General features: G+C 64.2%; 11 protein-coding genes, 2 tRNA genes, 3 rRNA genes and 1 pseudogene. 9 read left to right on the top strand and 8 right to left on the bottom strand.

Annotated elements, in window-relative coordinates:
- Positions 1-425 precede the first annotated feature (425 nt).
- From AAFF32_RS01935 to rrf, 5 genes are all read left to right on the top strand, one after another.
- A 16S ribosomal RNA gene (locus AAFF32_RS01935) occupies positions 426-1,970 on the top strand.
- 115 nt (positions 1,971-2,085) lie between these two features.
- Positions 2,086-2,161 (top strand) — tRNA-Ala (locus AAFF32_RS01930).
- Positions 2,162-2,182: 21 nt separating this feature from the next.
- Positions 2,183-2,259: transfer RNA gene (locus tag AAFF32_RS01925), tRNA-Ile, on the top strand.
- 232 nt (positions 2,260-2,491) lie between these two features.
- Positions 2,492-5,356, top strand: a 23S ribosomal RNA gene (locus tag AAFF32_RS01920).
- Positions 5,357-5,515: 159 nt separating this feature from the next.
- Positions 5,516-5,630: ribosomal RNA gene (gene rrf / locus AAFF32_RS01915) — 5S ribosomal RNA — on the top strand.
- The 16S, 23S and 5S rRNA genes sit together here with 2 tRNA genes alongside, the layout of an rRNA operon.
- 482 nt (positions 5,631-6,112) lie before the next feature.
- Here rrf and AAFF32_RS01910 read toward each other — a convergent pair.
- From AAFF32_RS01910 to AAFF32_RS01895, 4 genes are all read right to left on the bottom strand, one after another.
- Entirely contained in the window at positions 6,113-6,760 is a 648-nt protein-coding gene (locus tag AAFF32_RS01910; protein WP_342317195.1) for a 2OG-Fe dioxygenase family protein, read from the bottom strand.
- 113 nt (positions 6,761-6,873) lie between these two features.
- Complete coding sequence (locus AAFF32_RS01905; RefSeq protein ID WP_216965421.1) at positions 6,874-7,272, bottom strand: MAPEG family protein; 399 nt, start codon at positions 7,270-7,272, stop codon at positions 6,874-6,876.
- 98 nt (positions 7,273-7,370) lie between these two features.
- Positions 7,371-9,116, bottom strand: a complete 1,746-nt coding sequence (locus AAFF32_RS01900; protein ID WP_342316302.1) for a M28 family metallopeptidase — start codon at positions 9,114-9,116, stop codon at positions 7,371-7,373.
- 133 nt (positions 9,117-9,249) lie between these two features.
- Complete coding sequence (locus AAFF32_RS01895) at positions 9,250-9,915, bottom strand: hypothetical protein (RefSeq protein WP_342316301.1); 666 nt, start codon at positions 9,913-9,915, stop codon at positions 9,250-9,252.
- Positions 9,916-10,082: 167 nt separating this feature from the next.
- Between AAFF32_RS01895 and gpmI the strand changes: the two genes are divergently transcribed.
- The 3 genes and pseudogenes from gpmI to AAFF32_RS01880 all read left to right on the top strand — a co-directional run.
- The gene (gpmI, locus tag AAFF32_RS01890; protein ID WP_342316300.1) at positions 10,083-11,606 is read left to right on the top strand and encodes a 2,3-bisphosphoglycerate-independent phosphoglycerate mutase; all 1,524 of its coding nucleotides are present in this window, start codon (positions 10,083-10,085) and stop codon (positions 11,604-11,606) included.
- Positions 11,607-11,611: 5 nt separating this feature from the next.
- Positions 11,612-12,823 (top strand): peptidoglycan DD-metalloendopeptidase family protein, encoded by a 1,212-nt coding sequence (locus AAFF32_RS01885; protein ID WP_216965429.1) that lies wholly within the window; start codon positions 11,612-11,614, stop codon positions 12,821-12,823.
- Positions 12,824-12,986: 163 nt separating this feature from the next.
- A pseudogene (locus tag AAFF32_RS01880) lies at positions 12,987-14,273 on the top strand (S41 family peptidase); the annotation flags it as partial.
- A gap of 51 nt (positions 14,274-14,324) precedes the next feature.
- Here AAFF32_RS01880 and AAFF32_RS01875 read toward each other — a convergent pair.
- From AAFF32_RS01875 to AAFF32_RS01865, 3 genes are all read right to left on the bottom strand, one after another.
- The gene (locus AAFF32_RS01875) at positions 14,325-14,849 is read right to left on the bottom strand and encodes a hypothetical protein (protein WP_342316299.1); all 525 of its coding nucleotides are present in this window, start codon (positions 14,847-14,849) and stop codon (positions 14,325-14,327) included.
- Positions 14,850-14,890: 41 nt separating this feature from the next.
- Positions 14,891-15,211, bottom strand: a complete 321-nt coding sequence (locus AAFF32_RS01870; RefSeq protein WP_216966110.1) for a DUF1820 family protein — start codon at positions 15,209-15,211, stop codon at positions 14,891-14,893.
- A 73-nt stretch (positions 15,212-15,284) separates the two neighbouring features.
- Positions 15,285-15,977, bottom strand: coding sequence for a rhomboid family intramembrane serine protease (locus AAFF32_RS01865; RefSeq protein ID WP_216965437.1), 693 nt, complete (start codon positions 15,975-15,977; stop codon positions 15,285-15,287).
- A gap of 235 nt (positions 15,978-16,212) precedes the next feature.
- Between AAFF32_RS01865 and AAFF32_RS01860 the strand changes: the two genes are divergently transcribed.
- Positions 16,213-17,559, top strand: coding sequence for an outer membrane protein transport protein (locus AAFF32_RS01860; RefSeq protein ID WP_216965440.1), 1,347 nt, complete (start codon positions 16,213-16,215; stop codon positions 17,557-17,559).
- A gap of 74 nt (positions 17,560-17,633) precedes the next feature.
- Here AAFF32_RS01860 and AAFF32_RS01855 read toward each other — a convergent pair whose 3' ends face one another.
- Positions 17,634-19,952, bottom strand: a complete 2,319-nt coding sequence (locus AAFF32_RS01855; protein WP_342316298.1) for a winged helix-turn-helix domain-containing protein — start codon at positions 19,950-19,952, stop codon at positions 17,634-17,636.
- Positions 19,953-19,993: the final 41 nt, after the last annotated feature.

Raw genomic sequence — 19,993 nt, 5'->3', positions numbered from 1 at the left:
CTTCACTGAAGCGGGGCGCGGTTGAAGCGGTGGTTTCGAAGGGCGGTTGACGAACTTCGAAGGTGCTGTAAGATGCGCGGCCCGGTCGCCCGGGGCGGTCCGAAAGGACGAGCTGAATGGCGGCGGGGGCGGTCAAAAAGATTTCGACACGGTGTTGACGGAATCGAAATTGACTGTATAGTAGTCGGCTCCCTCGGGCACTTTGGTGCGACGGGGCGAGAAAAGGGAAAGGCGCTGAGGCCGGCCCCGAGATCTTTGACAGTGTGCGCAGGTGACTTGTGCGGGCGTCTGGCTAGTGGATGGTTGTCCACAGCAGATGTCCTGTAACAAGCATTAATGATTCAAAGCATGCAAATGCAAGCGAGTAATTGATGCCTGGAACGGGCTCTGCACTCAAGATATTGGATCTTCGGATCCTGCAATTTTAAGTGAAGAGTTTGATCCTGGCTCAGAGTGAACGCTGGCGGCAGGCCTAACACATGCAAGTCGAACGGCAGCACAGCAGTAGCAATACTGTGGGTGGCGAGTGGCGGACGGGTGAGGAATGCATCGGAATCTGCCTATTTGTGGGGGATAACGTAGGGAAACTTACGCTAATACCGCATACGTCCTACGGGAGAAAGTGGGGGACCTTCGGGCCTCACGCAGATAGATGAGCCGATGCCGGATTAGCTAGTTGGCGGGGTAAAGGCCCACCAAGGCGACGATCCGTAGCTGGTCTGAGAGGATGATCAGCCACACTGGAACTGAGACACGGTCCAGACTCCTACGGGAGGCAGCAGTGGGGAATATTGGACAATGGGCGCAAGCCTGATCCAGCCATGCCGCGTGTGTGAAGAAGGCCTTCGGGTTGTAAAGCACTTTTGTCCGGAAAGAAAAGCATTCGGTTAATAACCGGGTGTCATGACGGTACCGGAAGAATAAGCACCGGCTAACTTCGTGCCAGCAGCCGCGGTAATACGAAGGGTGCAAGCGTTACTCGGAATTACTGGGCGTAAAGCGTGCGTAGGTGGTTTGTTAAGTCTGATGTGAAAGCCCTGGGCTCAACCTGGGAACTGCATTGGAAACTGGCTTACTAGAGTGCGGTAGAGGGGTGTGGAATTCCCGGTGTAGCAGTGAAATGCGTAGATATCGGGAGGAACATCTGTGGCGAAGGCGACACCCTGGACCAGCACTGACACTGAGGCACGAAAGCGTGGGGAGCAAACAGGATTAGATACCCTGGTAGTCCACGCCCTAAACGATGCGAACTGGATGTTGGGGGCAACTTGGCCCTCAGTATCGAAGCTAACGCGTTAAGTTCGCCGCCTGGGAAGTACGGTCGCAAGACTGAAACTCAAAGGAATTGACGGGGGCCCGCACAAGCGGTGGAGTATGTGGTTTAATTCGATGCAACGCGAAGAACCTTACCTGGCCTTGACATGCACGGAACTTTCCAGAGATGGATTGGTGCCTTCGGGAACCGTGACACAGGTGCTGCATGGCTGTCGTCAGCTCGTGTCGTGAGATGTTGGGTTAAGTCCCGCAACGAGCGCAACCCTTGTCCTTAGTTGCCAGCACGTAATGGTGGGAACTCTAAGGAGACCGCCGGTGACAAACCGGAGGAAGGTGGGGATGACGTCAAGTCATCATGGCCCTTACGGCCAGGGCTACACACGTACTACAATGGTAGGGACAGAGGGCTGCAAACCCGCGAGGGCAAGCCAATCCCAGAAACCCTATCTCAGTCCGGATTGGAGTCTGCAACTCGACTCCATGAAGTCGGAATCGCTAGTAATCGCAGATCAGCATTGCTGCGGTGAATACGTTCCCGGGCCTTGTACACACCGCCCGTCACACCATGGGAGTTTGTTGCACCAGAAGCAGGTAGCTTAACCTTCGGGAGGGCGCTTGCCACGGTGTGGCCGATGACTGGGGTGAAGTCGTAACAAGGTAGCCGTATCGGAAGGTGCGGCTGGATCACCTCCTTTAGAGACTAAAGACAGCAAATTGCTGGCCGGACGTCCGCACAAGTGACCTGCATCTAGTTCCGGGAGCTCCCAAGGGGGAGATCCGCGGGAGCGTCCCGTTCGATTGTTTGAACATGGGGCTTTAGCTCAGCTGGGAGAGCACCTGCTTTGCAAGCAGGGGGTCGTCGGTTCGATCCCGACAAGCTCCACCAAACCAGCCGTGCACGACTTTTGGGTCTGTAGCTCAGGTGGTTAGAGCGCACCCCTGATAAGGGTGAGGCCGGTGGTTCGAGTCCTCCCAGACCCACCACCCCGAACGAAACTAGATTGCGCACACATCAAGAATTGAAGCGGTTCGGCGTTGAGGCCGGATCGCGTTCTTTGAAAACTGGGAAAGTAGCGAGCGTTTTGAGACGAATGTCCATGACGTGTCGTAGAGGCTAAGGCGAGTGTCTTCGGACACTTTATTAATTGAGTCGTTATATTCGAGTTCGGGCTTTGTACCCCCGAACCCATGACTCCGAGGCGACTTGGGGTTATATGGTCAAGCGAATAAGCGCACACGGTGGATGCCTTGGCGGTCAGAGGCGATGAAGGACGTGGCAGCCTGCGAAAAGTGCGGGGGAGCTGGCAACAAGCATTGATCCCGCAATGTCCGAATGGGGAAACCCACCTAGCAATAGGTATCCTGCAGTGAATACATAGCTGCTGGAAGCGAACCCGGAGAACTGAAATATCTAAGTACCCGGAGGAAAAGAAATCAACCGAGATTCCCTAAGTAGTGACGAGCGAACGGGGACTAGCCCTTAAGTCGAATGAGTTTTAGCAAAACAACCTGGAAAGGTTGGCCATAGACGGTGACAGCCCGGTATGCGAAAGGGCTCATTCGATGAAATCGAGTAAGGCGGGGCACGAGAAACCCTGTCTGAACATGGGGGGACCATCCTCCAAGGCTAAATACTCCTGACCGACCGATAGTGAACCAGTACCGTGAGGGAAAGGCGAAAAGAACCCCGGAGAGGGGAGTGAAATAGACCCTGAAACCGTGTGCGTACAAGCAGTCGGAGCCCGCAAGGGTGACGGCGTACCTTTTGTATAATGGGTCAGCGACTTACTGTTCGTGGCGAGCTTAACCGTATAGGGGAGGCGAAGGGAAACCGAGTCTGATAAGGGCGCATAGTCGCGGGCAGTAGACCCGAAACCGGGTGATCTAGTCATGCCCAGGGTGAAGGTTGAGTAACATCAACTGGAGGCCCGAACCCACTCCCGTTGCAAAGGTAGGGGATGAGGTGTGATTAGGAGTGAAAAGCTAATCGAACCCGGAGATAGCTGGTTCTCCTCGAAAGCTATTTAGGTAGCGCCTCATGTGAATCTTCCTGGGGGTAGAGCACTGTTATGGCTAGGGGGTCATTGCGACTTACCAAACCATGGCAAACTCCGAATACCAGGACAGAATGCATGGGAGACACACGGCGGGTGCTAACGTCCGTCGTGAAAAGGGAAACAACCCAGACCCACAGCTAAGGTCCCAAATTTCGTGCTAAGTGGAAAACGATGTGGAAAGGCACAGACAGCCAGGAGGTTGGCTTAGAAGCAGCCACCCTTTAAAGAAAGCGTAATAGCTCACTGGTCGAGTCGGTCTGCGCGGAAGATTTAACGGGGCTAAGCACGAAACCGAAGCTTGGGGTGCACAACTTGTTGTGCGCGGTAGAGGAGCGTTCCGTAAGCCTGCGAAGGTGGATTGAGAAGTCCGCTGGAGGTATCGGAAGTGCGAATGCTGACATGAGTAACGATAATGCGGGTGAAAAGCCCGCACGCCGAAAGCCCAAGGTTTCCTTGCGCAACGTTAATCGACGCAGGGTGAGTCGGCCCCTAAGGCGAGGCAGAAATGCGTAGTCGATGGGAAGCTGGTTAATATTCCAGCACCTCGCGTAAGTGCGATGGAGGGACGGAGAAGGTTAGGCAGGCCGGGCGTTGGTTGTCCCGGTGAGAGAGTTGAGGCGGTCCCCTTAGGCAAATCCGGGGGGGCAACGTTGAGACTAAGGACGAGTCCATTAGGACTGAGCTGCCGATATCACGCTTCCAGGAAAAGCTCCTAAGCTTCAGCTTACGCAGACCGTACCGTAAACCGACACAGGTGGGCAGGATGAGAATTCTCAGGCGCTTGAGAGAACTCGGGTGAAGGAACTAGGCAAAATAGCACCGTAACTTCGGGAGAAGGTGCGCCCTTTTTGGTTCATAGCTGAGAAGGGCCGCAGTGACCAGGCCGCTGCGACTGTTTATCAAAAACACAGCACTCTGCAAACACGAAAGTGGACGTATAGGGTGTGACGCCTGCCCGGTGCCGGAAGGTTAATTGATGGGGTCAGCCGCAAGGCGAAGCTCTTGATCGAAGCCCCGGTAAACGGCGGCCGTAACTATAACGGTCCTAAGGTAGCGAAATTCCTTGTCGGGTAAGTTCCGACCTGCACGAATGGCGTAACGACAGCGGCGCTGTCTCCACCCGAGACTCAGTGAAATTGAAATCGCTGTGAAGATGCAGCGTTCCCGCGGCAAGACGGAAAGACCCCGTGAACCTTTACTATAGCTTTACACTGAACGTTGAGTTCTTCTGTGTAGGATAGGTGGGAGCCTATGAAACCGAGGCGCTAGCTTCGGCGGAGGCAACCTTGAAATACCACCCTGAAGTGCTTGACGTTCTAACCTGGGTCCGTAATCCGGATCGGGGACCGTGTATGGTGGGTAGTTTGACTGGGGCGGTCTCCTCCCAAAGTGTAACGGAGGAGCACGAAGGTACGCTCAGCGCGGTCGGACATCGCGCACTGTGTGCAAAGGCATAAGCGTGCTTGACTGCAAGATCGACGGATCAAGCAGGTACGAAAGTAGGTCTTAGTGATCCGGTGGTTCTGTATGGAAGGGCCATCGCTCAACGGATAAAAGGTACTCCGGGGATAACAGGCTGATACCGCCCAAGAGTTCATATCGACGGCGGTGTTTGGCACCTCGATGTCGGCTCATCACATCCTGGGGCTGTAGTCGGTCCCAAGGGTATGGCTGTTCGCCATTTAAAGTGGTACGCGAGCTGGGTTCAGAACGTCGTGAGACAGTTCGGTCCCTATCTGTCGTGGGCGTTGGAGATTTGAGAGGGGCTGCTCCTAGTACGAGAGGACCGGAGTGGACGAACCTCTGGTGTTCCGGTTGTCACGCCAGTGGCACTGCCGGGTAGCTATGTTCGGAAGCGATAACCGCTGAAAGCATCTAAGCGGGAAGCGCGCCTCAAGATGAGATCTCCCGGGAGCTTGACTCCCCTAAAGGAACCATCAAGACCAGGTGGTTGATAGGCAGGGTGTGTAAGTGCAGCAATGCATTGAGCTAACCTGTACTAATGATCCGTGTGGCTTGACCATATAACCTCAAGTGGCCTTGGACTCGACGATACGTCGGACGTTCGGCTCACTCGCTACTTATCCCAACCTATCCGCCGAAGACGGGCAACCGTCCGAAGCAACCCTACGAGAGCGTGTGCGCGACTCAATCCACCGAGATCCGCGACCCTCCACCCTCTCCCTGGTGACAATAGCTGTGTGGTCCCACCCGATCCCTTTCCGAACTCGGAAGTGAAACGCACATGCGCCGATGGTAGTGTGGCTTAAGCCATGCAAGAGTAGGTCATCGCCAGGGGCTTTACCCCAGAAGGCCGGTCCAACAGGACCGGCCTTCTTCTTTTTGCGCGGGCGAAAATCCGAGCGGCGCCTGCCGAGCACCTTGCGCGGTGACCGCAATCACGTCGCACTCGCTGCGAGTAGCGGTCCGAATCCCGGACGACACGCGGGCACCCTGCCGTTAACACTCATTCGCTTAGGTGCCAGCCCCGATCGGGAGAGACGGATGACGGCGTTACTCGAGTAGCTCGCAACCGCAGTGGGCGCGTAGTAACCGCTGGTCGAAATCCGTGCGAACGCTGGAGGACGCCCTCCATCGCAATGAAGATAGAGCAGTTCGCGAGGACGAGACTCGCGCACGTCCTGGACTCATATCCTAGCTATCGCCCAGCGCGAGACAGTACCTGTCAGCGCAGCTCCAGATTCCAGGCGGGCGCTCCATCAACCGTTCGGTGGCAACGACGCTTCGCACCACCACGTCCCGCCAACACCAGCCGACCGCTAAGCCTTCCGCCGCAGCGTCACCACCAACACATCACGATGTGACGCACCCGTCGGGTCCTCCGGCTCGACCGCCGTGACGCCATGGAACACGCGCGCATCGTCAACCAGGGCCGCATCGAGCGGCCGAGCCAGCGTGAAGCTGCCCAGCAGCGTGCCGTCTGCGGTGTGGATGGTCGTCGTTCCGCTGGCGATGTTTTGGCGATCGACCAGCAGCACCAGCACGAAGTCGACGCCATCGCGATGCACGCCTTCCGGTGTCGGCTGGCCGGGTTCTCCGGCACGCGCCTCGATGCGGAATTGATGCAGCTCGACATGCCATGCACGCACTTCCGGTGCGAGCGCGCCGAAGAACGACTGGCAGAAGCGCAGGATGCTGCGAAGACTGGCGCTGTTGGCGACGTCAGGCAGCATCGGCGCAAACCAGCGCTCGATGCCGCCCTGCAGGGAGTTGTAGTCGCGACTTTGGTAATGCGGCTGATGCGCCTCGCGCACGACACCTTCATCCGTCGCGGAGAACACGGCATGGCGACGGCGCCGGTGCAGTCCCACGGTAGCCAGATACGTGTCTGGCTCCAGCGCGTTCCAGCTGTCCGTGAAGCTTTGCCAATCGGACAGGGGCCCGAAGGTCTCCAGGAGAGAGAGCATCTCCGCACCGTCGACGAAGCGGAACCCCACCTGCCGCAATTCGTTCTGAAGCGAAACCGGTGGAGACGTGGAGGGCGGCGTGGAGTTCACTGCTGGATTCCGGAACGGGACGGTCAGGGGACGACGTGCAGCGCGGCCTGCACCAACAAGACGAGCACGCAGGCGAATGCCAGCATCCAGATCAAGGTGCGCAGGTAATGGCGGCCCGACACATAGGCGATACCGTGCAGCACCCGCAGCACGACGAACGCCAACGCCAGCGCCGCGATCTGCGAGTGCGCCACACCGGCCAGCTGTGCCATGACGACACCCGCCGCGAATGGCGCGAACGCCTCATAGCTGTTGAGCTGCGCGGCAGAGGCGCGCTGCGATCTCGGGCTCTGTTGCTTGTCCTGCCAGCGCCGCGGGTCGCGGTTGTCGTAACGCTCGCCGCTCGCCTTGGCGACGGCGACCCAGAGGTACGGCAGCAACGCGGCGATCAGGACACACACGTAAGCGGTGGTCAGCGTCATGGCGGCTCCGGCACGGTGGCAAGGTCGCATCAGCGTAGCCGAAAACGACAACGGCGCCTGTGGAGGCGCCGTTGTCGATCTTGCCGATGGCGATCGGACTACTTGGCCGTGTGCATCAGCTTGTCGTGCGCGCCCCGGAAGGCGTTGCCCTCATACCAGTTGGGCCACTGCTCGCCGCTCGCCAGCGTGCGGCCCACGCCGTACAGGGCGTCGAGGTCCTGCACCACGCCTTCCATCTTCCAGGCCGGATCGAACTGGTCGCCGGGCTTGTGATATCGGTTGTCGCGATAGTCGGATTCGGCCCGGCGCCCCGCATCCACGCCGCCGTCGATCAGGTCGCTGCCGCCCTTGGCATACAGCGCCGGCACGCCGGCCTTGGCGAAGTTGAAGTGATCGGAGCGGAAGTAGAAGCCGTCCTCCGGCGTCGCCTCGGCATGGAGCACGCGCTTCTGCGCGTCGGCCTGCGTCTTGAGCATGTCTTCCAGCTCGGAGCTGCCGAAGCCCACCACCGTCATGTCCTTCGCCTGGCCGATCACCGGCATCGCATCCAGGTTGATCACGGCCACCGTCTTGTTGAGCGGAATGGTCGGATGGGCGACGTAGTACTTCGAACCGAGCAGGCCCGACTCCTCCAGCGTCACCGCCAGGAACAGCAGCGAACGGTCCGGCGCCGGCGTCTGCTTGCTGAAGGCTTCGGCGATCTCGAGGATGCCCGCCACGCCGGTCGCGTTGTCGATCGCGCCGTTGTAGATGGTGTCGGCGTGCGGCTCACCGCCGCTCGCCGCGCCGTGTTCGTCCGCTTCATGCGCGTGGTTGCCCAGGTGGTCCCAGTGCGCCATGTACACGATCGCCTCGTCCGGACGCTTCGCGCCCGGGAGCAACGCGACGACGTTGCGCGAGGACTTTTCGCTGGTGGTGCTCTTCAGGTCGACCGACAGCTTGGCGTCCAGCGGGATCGCCTTGAAGCCCGGCTTGTTGGCCGCCTTGTAGAGGTCGTCGAGGTTATGGCCCAGATCGCCGAGCAAGGTGCGCGCCGCTTGGCCGGTGATCCAGCCCTGCACCGGCAAGCGCGGATCCGGATCGTCCTTCGCCGGCAGGTCGAACTGCGCGCCGGACCAGGAATTCTTGACCACGTCCCAACCGTAGGACGCGCCCTCGGTGTCGTGGATGATGATGGCCGCGGCGGCGCCCTGTCGCGCGGCTTCTTCGAACTTGTAGGTCCAGCGGCCGTAGTACGTCATCCGCTTGCCTTCGAACAGCTTTGGATCCTGGCTGTGGAAGCCCGGGTCGTTGACGAACATCACCACCGTCTTGCCCTTCACGTCCACGCCGGCGTAGTCGTTCCAGTTCTGCTCGGGTGCGTTCACGCCATAGCCGACGAAAACCAGGTCGCTGCCATCGACCTTCACCTCGCTGCGCCCGGTACGCGTGCCCACGACCATGTCGCTGCCGAAGGTCAGCGTGACCGGCTTGCCCTTGGCGGTGATGTTCAGTGTGGTGTTCTCGTCCGCGGTGGTTTCCACCATCGGCACGGTCTGGAAGTAGCTGTCGCCGTTGCCCGGCTTCAAGCCCATGCGCTTGAACTGCGCTTCCAGGTACTGGACCGTCTTCTCTTCGCCGGCGCTGCCGGGCGCACGGCCTTCGAACTCGTCCGACGCCAGCACCTTCACGTGCTCGGCGAAGTCGGCCGCGTTGATCGCATCGTTGAAGGAATGGCTGCCGGCCGCGCGGGTCGGCGTGGCGGTGCTGGCGCTGGGCGCGTCTGCGGGCTTGGAGCAGGCGGTCAGCGCAACCGCGCCGGCCGCGCACGCCATCGCGGCGTGGAGCAAGGAAACTCGGGACATGGGACCTCCGGAATGGACCAGGCCCCCACGACGCGGTGGGGGCGCCGCCGCGGAAGCGAACCCCATTCTAGGCATGCTTTCCGGACCGCGGCCGTGCGCGGTCCGGCAGTTCGCCTCCCGATCCGTGCCGGACTTACTGGCCCGGCGGGGTCGTGCCGTCGTAGCGCACCGCGGTGGCGCCCGAGACCGGGCCGATCTTCGCGGAGTTGTGCACGTACAGGTCGACCTTGCGCTCGAACACCAGCGGCCCTTGGACGACCGCATTGGGGCCGATGATGACCTTCGGGTCCCGCTTGTTGAGGGAGAACCACGAGGTGTTGGGCTTGGTGTAGCGGATGCCGCCCTTCACATGCGAATTCACGCCGACGGTCACGTCGCCGTTGACCGTGGTGATGCCGCCGGACAGCTGCGTGGCGACCAGGCCGATGGCGCCGTTCACCGTCTCGATGTCGCCGTGCACGTCGCCGCCGCGATCGACGAAGATGCCGCCGTTGACCGTTTCCAGGCTGCTGGAAAGCTTGCCGTTACCGGCCACGCGGATCGAACCGTTGACCGTCTCCAGGCCATTGGCCTCGACGTTCTCGGCCACGGTGATGCTGCCGTTGACGGTCTCGGCCTTGCCGGTGCGCGCGTTGGCGCCGATGCGGATGGAGCCGTTGACGGTCTCCAGGTTGCCGGCGGTCTCGCCGGCCTCCACGGTGATGCTGCCGTTGACTTTGTCGATGTCCTGGGCGGCGAACGCCGGCGCGGACAGCGCCAGGGCGAGCGGGAGGACGGCGTACAGATTGCGGATTTGCATCGTTTCGGGTTCCGTGTTGGGACGGGCTTCAATGCATCGGATGCGATGAAGGCGGAATCGGTTTACACCGCTTCGCTACAATCGCAGCCATTGTCGGCGCGGACCCGTGCCCGAAGTCACCCGTTCATCTCCCGATCCTGGAATCCGACGACGTGCCAGCCTCCTCCATGCGCCCCAAACCCGTGGTCCTGCTGATCCTCGACGGTTGGGGGCACCGTGACGACCCGACCGACAACGCGCTGGCCCAGGCCACGCTGCCGAACTGGGGCGCCCTGCTGGCCGCCGCACCGCACACGCTGATCCACACCGAAGGCCGCCATGTCGGCCTGCCGGACGGGCAGATGGGCAACTCCGAGGTCGGTCACATGAACCTCGGCGCCGGCCGCATCGTCTACCAGGACCTGACCCGCGTGGACGCGGCCATCGAGGACGGCAGCTTCTTCGGCAACGAGGAACTGCGCGCCGCCTGCGCCGCCGCGCAGTCCAGCGACGGCACGCTGCACGTGATGGGCCTGCTCTCGCCCGGCGGCGTGCACAGCCACGAGAACCACATCTTCGCCATGCTCGAACTGGCCAGCCAGGCGGGCGTGGCCAAGGTCGCCGTGCACGCCTTCCTCGACGGCCGCGACATGCCGCCCAAGTCGGCCGAGCCGAGCCTGGCGAAGTTGCAGGACGTTTGCCGCAAGCTCGGCAACGCCCGCGTCGCCACCGTTAGCGGCCGCTACTACGCGATGGACCGCGACCAGCGTTGGGATCGCGTGCGTCGCGCCTGGGACGCGATGGTCGAAGCGAAGAGCGAGCACGTCACCACCGGCCCGATCGAAGCGCTGCTGCAGGCCTACGAGCGTGGCGAAACCGACGAGTTCGTCGCGCCGACGGTGATCGAAGGTTACGCACCGATGGCCGACGGCGACGCCGTGGTGTTCATGAACTTCCGCGCCGATCGCGCGCGCCAGCTCACGGCGGCATTCGTGTCGCCGACGTTCGACGGCTTCCAGGCGCGGCGCCCGAAGCTCTCGCGCTTCGTCTGCCTCACCGAATACGACGCGAAGCTGCCGGCGCCGGTGGCATTCGGTCCGGACGACCTGCGGCACACGCTGGGCGAAGTGCTCGCCGACAACGGCCTCAAGCAACTGCGTATCGCCGAGACCGAGAAGTACGCGCACGTGACCTTCTTCTTCAGCGGCGGCCGCGAAGATCCCTACGCAGGTGAATCGCGCATCCTCATCCCGAGCCCGAAGGTCGCCACCTACGACCTGCAGCCGGAGATGAGTTGCCCGGAGCTCACCGCAAAGCTGACCGCCGCGATCCGCTCCGGCGAGATCGACGTGGCCATCTGCAACATCGCCAACCCCGATATGGTCGGCCACACCGGCAACATCGAGGCGGCCATCAAGGCGGCCGAGGCCGTGGACGTCGCCATCGGCGAGATCGTGCAGGCCGTGCGTGACACCGGCGGCGCATTGCTGGTCACCGCCGACCACGGCAACCTGGAAATGATGCGCGACCCGTCCACGGGCCAGCCGCATACGGCGCACACGGTCGGCCCGGTGCCGTTCGTGTACCTCGGCCCGCGCAAGGCGAACCTGCGCAGCGGCGGCGCACTGCGCGACGTGGCGCCGACGATCCTCGACCTGCTCGGACTGCCCAAGCCGGCGGAGATGAGCGGAACCAGTCTGCTCGCGGGCTGATCCGGATGCGGCGCGCGCTCTGCGTCCTGCTCGTCGCCGGCACGGTTCTGGCGGCGCCCGTCGCCGCGCAGAACAGTCGCGAAGCGGAGCGGAAGCTGGAGAAGATCCAGCGCGAGCTCAAATCGGTCGCCGACGAGCGCCGCGAGATCGAAGGCCAGCGCGGCAGCGCCTCACGCCGGCTGCGCGATGCCGACGAAAAGGTCGGCGAGTCCAATCGCCGCCTGCGCGAGATCGAAACGCGCCTGGCAAAGGAGCGGCAATCGCTCGACACGCTGCAGACGCAGCGTGCCGATCTGCACGAGCGCATGGCCGCGCAGCGCCAGGAACTCGCGCAACTCCTGCGCGCGGCCTATCTGCAAGGACAGGACGCACCGCTGAAACTGCTGCTGGCGCAGGACCGTGTCGCCGATGGCAGTCGCATGCTGGCGTACTACGGCTACCTGCAACGCGACCGCACGCGTCGCATCGCCGAGCTCGACGGCGAGCTGCGCCAACTCGATGCCGTCGAACAAGCGATCACGCAGCGCCGCGCCGAACTGGACCGCACGCGTGAAGCGCAACGTTCGCAACTGGGCAAGCTCCAGAGCGACCGCAAGGAACGGGCGACGCTGGTGGCCGAACTCGACCAGCGCTACAAGGATCGCAGCACGCGCGAGCGCGAACTCGGGCGCGACGCGGCGGGCCTGGAGCAGCTTCTGAAGAAGCTGCGCGCCGCGGCCGCCCGCGCCGAAGCTCAGCGCCGCGCCGCAGCCGAACGCGCCGCGCGCCAGAACACCGCGCCCGCCGACGGCACGCCCCGCCGCAAGCCCGCGACCGTCGCCAGCGCTCCGGCGCCGCAGGTCGGCGGCCTGGGTTGGCCGGTGTCGGGCTCGCTGCTGGCGGGCTTCGGCGCCACCATGCCCGACGGCCGCGGCAGCGAAGGCCTGCTGATCGCCGCCGCCGCCGGCACGCCGGTCAAGGCCGTCGCCGACGGCACGGTCGTCTACGCCGAATGGATGACCGGCTATGGCCTGCTGCTGATCGTCGACCACGGGAATGGCTACATGAGCCTGTACGCGCACAACGACGCGCTGCTCAAGGACGTGGGCGACACGGTCAAGCGCGGCGATGCCGTGTCCACCGTCGGCACCTCGGGCGGAAGCGGTCGCGCGGCGCTGTATTTCGAACTGCGCCGCAACGGTGCGCCGGTGAACCCGGGCACCTGGCTGCGACGCTGAGCTGAATACCCGGCGCGCTCGTCGCCGGGATTAACAAAAGCCTTCCATTGCGCTGCCCCGCCATGTCCATAATCTTGGCGAGGCCGGCCGGACCGCCGTCCCTGCGGTCGCGCCAGGCGCGGCCTTCATCTTCGTCCTGCCGCGCCATCCCGGAGTTGCCCGAATGTCCCTGCGTCACCTCGTTCCGCTCGCCCTGGCTGCCTTCGTCGCCCTGCCGGCTTCCGCGCAGGAGACCGAACCGGCGCCGGCCGACGCGCCGATCGAGTCGCCCGATGCCGAAACCGCCGAAGCCAAGGTGCCGCTCGACGAGATCCGCCGCTACGTCTCCGTCTACAACGCGGTGAAGCAGGCCTATGTGGAGCCGGTCGAGCACCGCAAGCTGATGCACTCGGCGATCCGCGGCCTGCTGTTCGACCTCGACCCGCACAGCGTCTATCTCGACAAGGACGATGCCGAAAGCTTCGAGGAACAATCGCGCGGCAATTACGACGGCGTCGGCGTGGAGCTCATGCGCCAGCCCGATGGTTCGCTGCGCGTGATCTCCCCTATCGACGATACGCCGGCCGCACGCGCGGGCATCAAGGCCGGCGATGTGATTACGGCCATTGACGGCAAACCGTTCAAGCCCGACGAAGGCGACAACTCCGGTCCGCTGCGCGGCGAGCCCGGCAGCAAGGTGACGCTGACCGTCGTGCGCGAGGGCAAGGACGCGCCGTTCGACGTGACGCTGCAGCGCGAGACCATCCGCGTGGCCAGCGTGAAGAGCCGCATGCTCGAGCCCGGCTACGGCTACGTGCGCATCAGCGCGTTCCAGGCCGACACGGCGGCGGATTTCGAAAGCCAGCTCGACAAGCTGAAGGAAAAGGCCGGCGGCAAGCTGCGCGGACTGGTCATCGACTTGCGCAGCAATCCCGGCGGCCTGCTGACCTCGGCGGTGCAGATTGCCGACGACCTGCTCGATTCGGGAAAGATCGTCTCCACGCGCGGGCGCATCGCCATCAGCGACGCCGAATTCGGCGCCACGCCGGGCGACAGGCTCGACGGCGCACCGGTGGTGGTGCTGGTGGACGCGGGTTCGGCGAGCGCGGCGGAAGTGCTCGCCGGCGCGCTGCGTGACAACAATCGCGCGCGCATCGTCGGCAGCCGCACGTTCGGCAAGGGCTCGGTGCAGACCGTGCTGCCGCTGGACAACGGCGATTCGGTCAAGCTGACCACCGCGCGTTACTTCACGCCCAGCGGCAAGTCGATCCAGGCGCTCGGCATCTCGCCCGATGTGGTTCTGCATCCGCCCAAGGACACCGACAAGGGCATTCGCAACTTCAGCGAAGCCAGCCTGCCGGGCCATCTGCGCGGCGACGGTGAAGGTGAAGGCCTGCCGGGCGAGAACGCCGGCGATGTGCTCGACGGCGATGCACCGATTGCGGCGGCGTTGGTGGAACTGAAGAAGCCGGTGGCAAGCACCGCCAACGCGCCGACGACCAAGAAGAACTGAGGCTTGCGCCTAACGAAGCGTTTCGTCGATCAGCTTGCATGTCAGGCGGATCGGCGCCTGCGCGGCGATCGCGAGCGTGTCCTGGAACATCTCGCAATCAAGCAGATTGTCCGGTGACGAACGGCGTCCCGAGTAGACATTGATGTTGACCTGCGGCGCATCGGGCGCCTCGGTCCACGCAAGCTCTTTCGCATCGAACGTCACGGCGGGGAATCGCGCCGTCGCCGTGCCTTCCAGTTGCGCGCCGTCGAGCTCCATCTGCGCGCGGTGCAACGTCAGCCACGGGTTCTCGCTCCCGGGCACGCGCTGTGCCTGCGCCTGCGCGCTGGGATAGCCGAAGTAGTCGGCGCTCACGATCAACGACTCGCGCTGCGAAGCAAGGCGGTCATGCGCAGCCGGCGAGAGCGTGATCTGCACGGCGAACGCATTGCCCTGCACAGGTTGCGATGCGCGCGGCGTGGCGGAAGCTGCGGTCGCGCTCGGCGAAGACGGTGTGGGCTCGCGCTGGCAAGCGGCGAGCGCGAGAAGCAACACGATAACGACGCGATGCGATGAGCGGATCATCGCGTCACGTCTCAACGCGGCTTCGCCGGCAGCGGGAATGGCGTGACGACCTTCTCGCCGGTCGCCGCGTCGCGGATCGCCGACTGGCCTTTGCGCTCGACTTCCTCGATGCGCACGATGCTGTGCATCGGCAGGTGCAAGGCGCGCGTGTTGCCGAACTCGTCGCGCAGGCGTTCTTCGGTGGGGTCGATGACCAGGCCGTCGTGCACGTCGAAGACCAGCTCGCTCACTTCGGTGAAGCCCCACAGCGCGCCGGAAGCGACCGTGCGCGCGTAGAGCTCGTACACCTTGCCGGCGTTGAGGAAGGTGATCTTGTAGAGCGGCTTGGACATGGTCGGGGCATCGCATGTGTCGGGTTGCAGGCTGACGATGGGGACGCCGCGGCAGGCAATCAAGCCGCGGTGTTCATAGCCCGCGCCGCCGTCGCAGTCGGCGCGCGATGCCGGCCCGTGCGATCAGTGCGAACGCGCCGCCGAAGGCGAAGCCGGCCAGGTGCGCCGACCAGGCCACCGCACCGAAGGCGGGGCCGATAAAGGTGAAGACCAGTTGCAGGAGCGCCCATACGCCGATCAGCAGCGGCGCCGGCACCTTCACGAACTGCAGGAACACGCCCAGCGGCACCACCACCCCCAGCTTCGCGCCGGGGAACAGCGCAAGGTAGGCGCCGATCAGCGCCGACACCGCGCCGCTGGCCCCGATGATGAGGCGGTCGGGGGTGCCGATGGCGATCACGGCCGCCAGGTTCGCCACCGCACCGCCGAGCAGGAACAGGATCAGCAGCCGCCACGGGCCCATCGCGCGCTCGGCCGGCAGGCCGAAGATCAGCAGGAATACGAGGTTGCCCAGCAGATGCGCCCAGTCAGCGTGCAGGAACAGCGCCGTGAACAGGCGCAGCACGCTGCCGGTGCGGACCGCCGTGAGCCAAGCCTCCGGGGTGCCCAGCCCGCCGGACAGCGCGCCCCACTCCATGAGCAGGCGGCGTTGCTCCTGGCCGGGCATCACCTCCACGGTGATGAAACACAGCCACAGCACACTGAACAGGACCGGGGTCGCCCAGCGCAGCGGAACGCGCTCCCGGCCGGGGATGCTCACGAACACCGGGCCGCCCTCCGCCTATTCAGCATTCGCGGTGCTCCGGCAACGGAAAAACCCCTGTTTTACAAGTGCGGACGGGCATGCCGGCTATTGTTAGCCTCCGGTTAAAAGGCGGGTTATAGTGCATACGGCGTCGTACGTCGGGAGGGGTTTCCGGCGCGCACTGGCGCCCGGACCGGCCGGGCCCAAGGCTATGACGGCATCGGAACCAAAAAATACTCCAATGGAGACTACACGCATGCAACTTGCTTCTCGTTTCACTCAGCTGTCGGCGCTCGCCCTCGGCATCGCCGGCGCGCTGGCGGTTGGTCAGGTTCACGCTTCGGGTTTCCAGCTCAAGGAAAACAGCGTCAAGGGCCTCGGCGCCGCCTTCGCCGGCGTTGGCGTCAACGAGACCGATTCCTCGGTCGTCGCCAACAACCCGGCCACGATGGCGCGTTTTGAAGGCACGACCATGCAGGTCGATGTCACCGCGATCGACCTCAGCTACGAATTCAAGGGCACCGGCACCGACGCCGCAGGCCGTCCGCTCACCGGCGGCAACGGTGGCGACGCCGGCGACATCGCCGCCGTGCCGGCGCTCTCGGTCATCCACAAGCTCGACAACGGCCTGGCGTTCGGCGCCATGGTCAGCGCGCCGTTCGGCCTGAAGACCGAGTACGACGACAACTGGCAGGGTCGCTACTTCGCGCACACCTCCGATGTCGAGATCGTCGACCTGACGCTCGCCGCTGCGCTCGACATCATTCCGGACCGCTTCTCGGTCGGCGCCGGCATCATCTACTCGCGCGCCGATGTGACGCTGTCGAAGTCGGTCGATTTCGGCACGCTGCTGGCCAGCAACCCGGCCACGCGTCTGCTGCCGTTCGCCCGCCCGCAGGCGGCCGACGGTTTCGCCGAGATCCAGGGTGACGACACCGGCTTCGGCTGGACCGTGGGTGCCAACTTCAAGCCGACCGACAAGCTCGCCATCGGCGTGAGCTACCGTTCGGAAATCGACTACGAGCTGGACGGCACCGCCGACTGGACCGTGCCGACCAACGTCGCCGGCGTGTTCTCGGTCAGCCCGACCACCCGCGCGCTGTTCCAGGACGGCAAGGCCACCGCCAAGCTGACCACGCCGTCGGTGCTGAACGTCGACCTGCGTTACGACTTCACCGACCGCTTCGCGATGATGGCCTCGTACGCCGAGACCGGCTGGGAATCGCTGCGCGAAGTGCGCATCGAGTTCGCCAATCCGGATCCGGATTCGGTCGAGCCGTTCGCGTGGAAGGACAGCACGTTCGCGTCGCTGGGCGGCGAGTTCAAGCTCAACGAATCGTGGGTCCTGCGTGGTGGCGTCGCCTATGACGAAACCCCGACGCACATCGAGACCCGCACGCCGCGTCTGCCGGACGCCAACCGCATGTGGTACTCGATCGGCGCCAGCTGGATGGCCACCCAGGCCCTGGAAGTCAACTTCGGCTACACCCGCATCGAGCCGGATTCGCCGAAGATCGACATCACCTCGGGCGGTTCGCACCTGGTCGGTCCGTTCGATGGTCACGCCAACCTGTACGGCGTTTCGGCGCAGTACAAGTTCTGATCGCATCGCGACATGCTGTACGCAAAAGCCCCGCTTCGGCGGGGCTTTTCTTTTGTGGCCCGACGAACGCGCGCTCATAGTGCCGGCACGATGGCCGGATCCCGCTCGCCGCGCAGCGCCTGCACGCGCGCCGATGCGGCGCGGCTCATCGCTTCGTCGCGCAGGACGCGGTATACCGCCAGCGTTTCCCACGCCACGCGGTAATCCCTCGCGGCGAACGCATCCAGGTCGCCGAGCACGGGCACCGCGGCCTCGACATTTCCCTGCATGCGCAACAGCCGCGCCTTGAACACGCCGGTTTGCACGCGTTCGTCCGGGCTGCCGGTGCTTTCGGCACGCGCTACCGCGCCGTCCGCTTTCGACAACGCATCGCGCGTGCGCGCACGCGACTGTGCGAGCAATGCCTCGGCGATGTCCCAGTCCACGCTGCGCTGGGCAGCGGGAATTCGGTCGCGGTAGGCGAGCCATCGCGATGATGTGGCCTCGTCCTGCATCGCCAGCGCGGCCTGCACTGCGGTCAACGACAGGCCTCCGGAAATGAACGCATCCCGGGGCAGCGACGCGCGCGCCAGGCGCGCCGCGCCGACGGCGTCGCCGCGCACGAGCAGGGCGCGCATCTCCAGCTCGCGAGCCGTCATGCCGTCGCTCTGCTGTGAAGTGTCGAGCGCGCGTAGGCGGGCGATGTCGCGTGACGCATCCCGGAGCCGTCCGCGCATCAGGTTGATCCTCGCGCTCAACGCCGCGATCCGCGCGGACAACACGCGATCCTCCAGCGACCCCATCAACGAACGCGCACGCGCGATGCTCGCCGCCGCCGCGTCGGCCTGCACCATGTCCAACTGCGTGCCGGCCTTGGCCATGAGCGCCGCGGCCATGTGGTCGCGGACGTCGAAACGTTCGAACACATCGATGGCGCGATCGAACTCCTGCATCGCCTGCGGGTAATGACGCCGCTGCTGCTCGATCATGCCCAGGTTGGCGCCGACCGAGGCCGCCTCGATCAGGTTGCCGGAGCGCTGCATTTCCACACGCGCCATGCCCATGTTGAGCACGGCCTCGTTCATGCGTCCCTGGAGCACCAGCGCCACGCCCAGGCCGTTGTAGGCATTGCCGGCCATCGTCGGATCGTCGACCCGCGCCAGACCGGGCAGCAGCTTCAGCGCTTCGGTGTAATGACGTTCCGCGCGAACGGCTTCGCCGCGGCGGATCTCCACTGCGCCCTGGCCCATGAGCGTGCGCGCACGCACTTCCGGCGTCAGTCCGGTGCGCGCGAGCGTCTCCTGGAAGATCGCCGCCGCTTCGTCCACGCGGCCGGTGCGGAACGCGAGCTGTCCCTCGCGTACGCGCAGCGCGGGCTGGGCGCGCGCATCGGGCGGAACCGATTCGATCAGCTGGCGCGCAGCATCGAGCTGCCCGGCCAGCAACTCCGCATCGATCTGCTGCAGACGTTGATCGAAGTCGCTCGGGCCGGGATCCGATCGCATGTTCTCCGGATGCACGCGCCGAAGCCAGGCATTCACCGCCGCCGCCGTGGCGGCGAGCGCGCTCGTGCCACGCGCTTCGATCGCTTTCTCACGCCCTGCTTCGAACACGGTCAGCCGGACACGCCAGCCGCGTGCGTCGCGTTCGGCCTGCGGTGCGACGACCCAGCGCGCATCCGCGATTTCCCCAAGCTGGGCAGCGCGTTCGACATCAAGCGACTGCGCGCGTGCCATCGCGCTCAGGTGCAGGGCCTGCTCGCTGGGCACGACGGGCAACCCGCCGTGACGCAGGCGGCTGGCCATGTAGTCCATCGCGCCCAGCCGCACCCATGCATCCTCTGCCTCGCCATGCGCGACGGTCACGGGAAGCACGAGCACGGCATTGGCGACGGCCTTCTCCGCACGCGGAGCCTGTGGCGTGCGCAAGGCGCGTCCGGTCATCAGGCCGGCCAGAGCGATGCCCGCGATCGATGCGACCAGGACCAGCACGCGCCATGGGCGAGCGTGCGGTCGCGCTGCGTTCTCCTCACGCGCGGGTGTTGCCGGTTCTACGGACGTCGGCGGCGTAGCGGTCGCGACCGGCGCACGCCAGATTTCCTCCACGGAGGTGACCCAGTGATAGCCGAAGCGCGGCACGGTTCGTACGTAGCACTGGCTCGACTCGCCCTGGTCACCCAGCGCCTTGCGCGCCCGCAGCATGGTTTGCGCGACCACCGTATCGGTGATGTCCACGCGTCCCCAAACCGCGGCGATGAGTTCATCGCGGCCCACCGCGCGTTCGCGATGGGCGATGAGGTAGGCCAGGGAGTCGAACGACTTCGGCGGCAACGGTACGCGCTCGCCCCGACGTCGGAGTTCGCGCGCGGCTGGATCGAGTTCGAACTCCCCGAACCGGTAGATCGGAAGGCGCATGCGCGTGATACCCGGCGTTCATTGTCGTGCTTCGCCGAGCG

Source organism: Lysobacter sp. FW306-1B-D06B, assembly GCF_038446665.1.
Classification (GTDB): Bacteria; Pseudomonadota; Gammaproteobacteria; order Xanthomonadales; family Xanthomonadaceae; genus Lysobacter_J.
The sequence above is the reverse complement of the archived record's forward strand: the minus strand, read 5'-3'. Positions and strand labels throughout refer to the sequence as shown.

What these genes read in the sequence shown, in the direction of transcription:
- gpmI (WP_342316300.1), top strand. Translation starts at nt 10,083, where the DNA reads ATGCGCCCCAAACCCGTGGTCCTGCTGATCCTCGACGGTTGGGGGCAC.
- AAFF32_RS01910 (WP_342317195.1), bottom strand. Translation starts at nt 6,760, where the DNA reads ATGCTCTCTCTCCTGGAGACCTTCGGGCCCCTGTCCGATTGGCAAAGC.
- AAFF32_RS01885 (WP_216965429.1), top strand. Translation starts at nt 11,612, where the DNA reads ATGCGGCGCGCGCTCTGCGTCCTGCTCGTCGCCGGCACGGTTCTGGCG.
- AAFF32_RS01905 (WP_216965421.1), bottom strand. Translation starts at nt 7,272, where the DNA reads ATGACGCTGACCACCGCTTACGTGTGTGTCCTGATCGCCGCGTTGCTG.
- AAFF32_RS01895 (WP_342316301.1), bottom strand. Translation starts at nt 9,915, where the DNA reads ATGCAAATCCGCAATCTGTACGCCGTCCTCCCGCTCGCCCTGGCGCTG.
- AAFF32_RS01860 (WP_216965440.1), top strand. Translation starts at nt 16,213, where the DNA reads ATGCAACTTGCTTCTCGTTTCACTCAGCTGTCGGCGCTCGCCCTCGGC.
- AAFF32_RS01870 (WP_216966110.1), bottom strand. Translation starts at nt 15,211, where the DNA reads ATGTCCAAGCCGCTCTACAAGATCACCTTCCTCAACGCCGGCAAGGTG.
- AAFF32_RS01855 (WP_342316298.1), bottom strand. Translation starts at nt 19,952, where the DNA reads ATGCGCCTTCCGATCTACCGGTTCGGGGAGTTCGAACTCGATCCAGCC.
- AAFF32_RS01900 (WP_342316302.1), bottom strand. Translation starts at nt 9,116, where the DNA reads ATGTCCCGAGTTTCCTTGCTCCACGCCGCGATGGCGTGCGCGGCCGGC.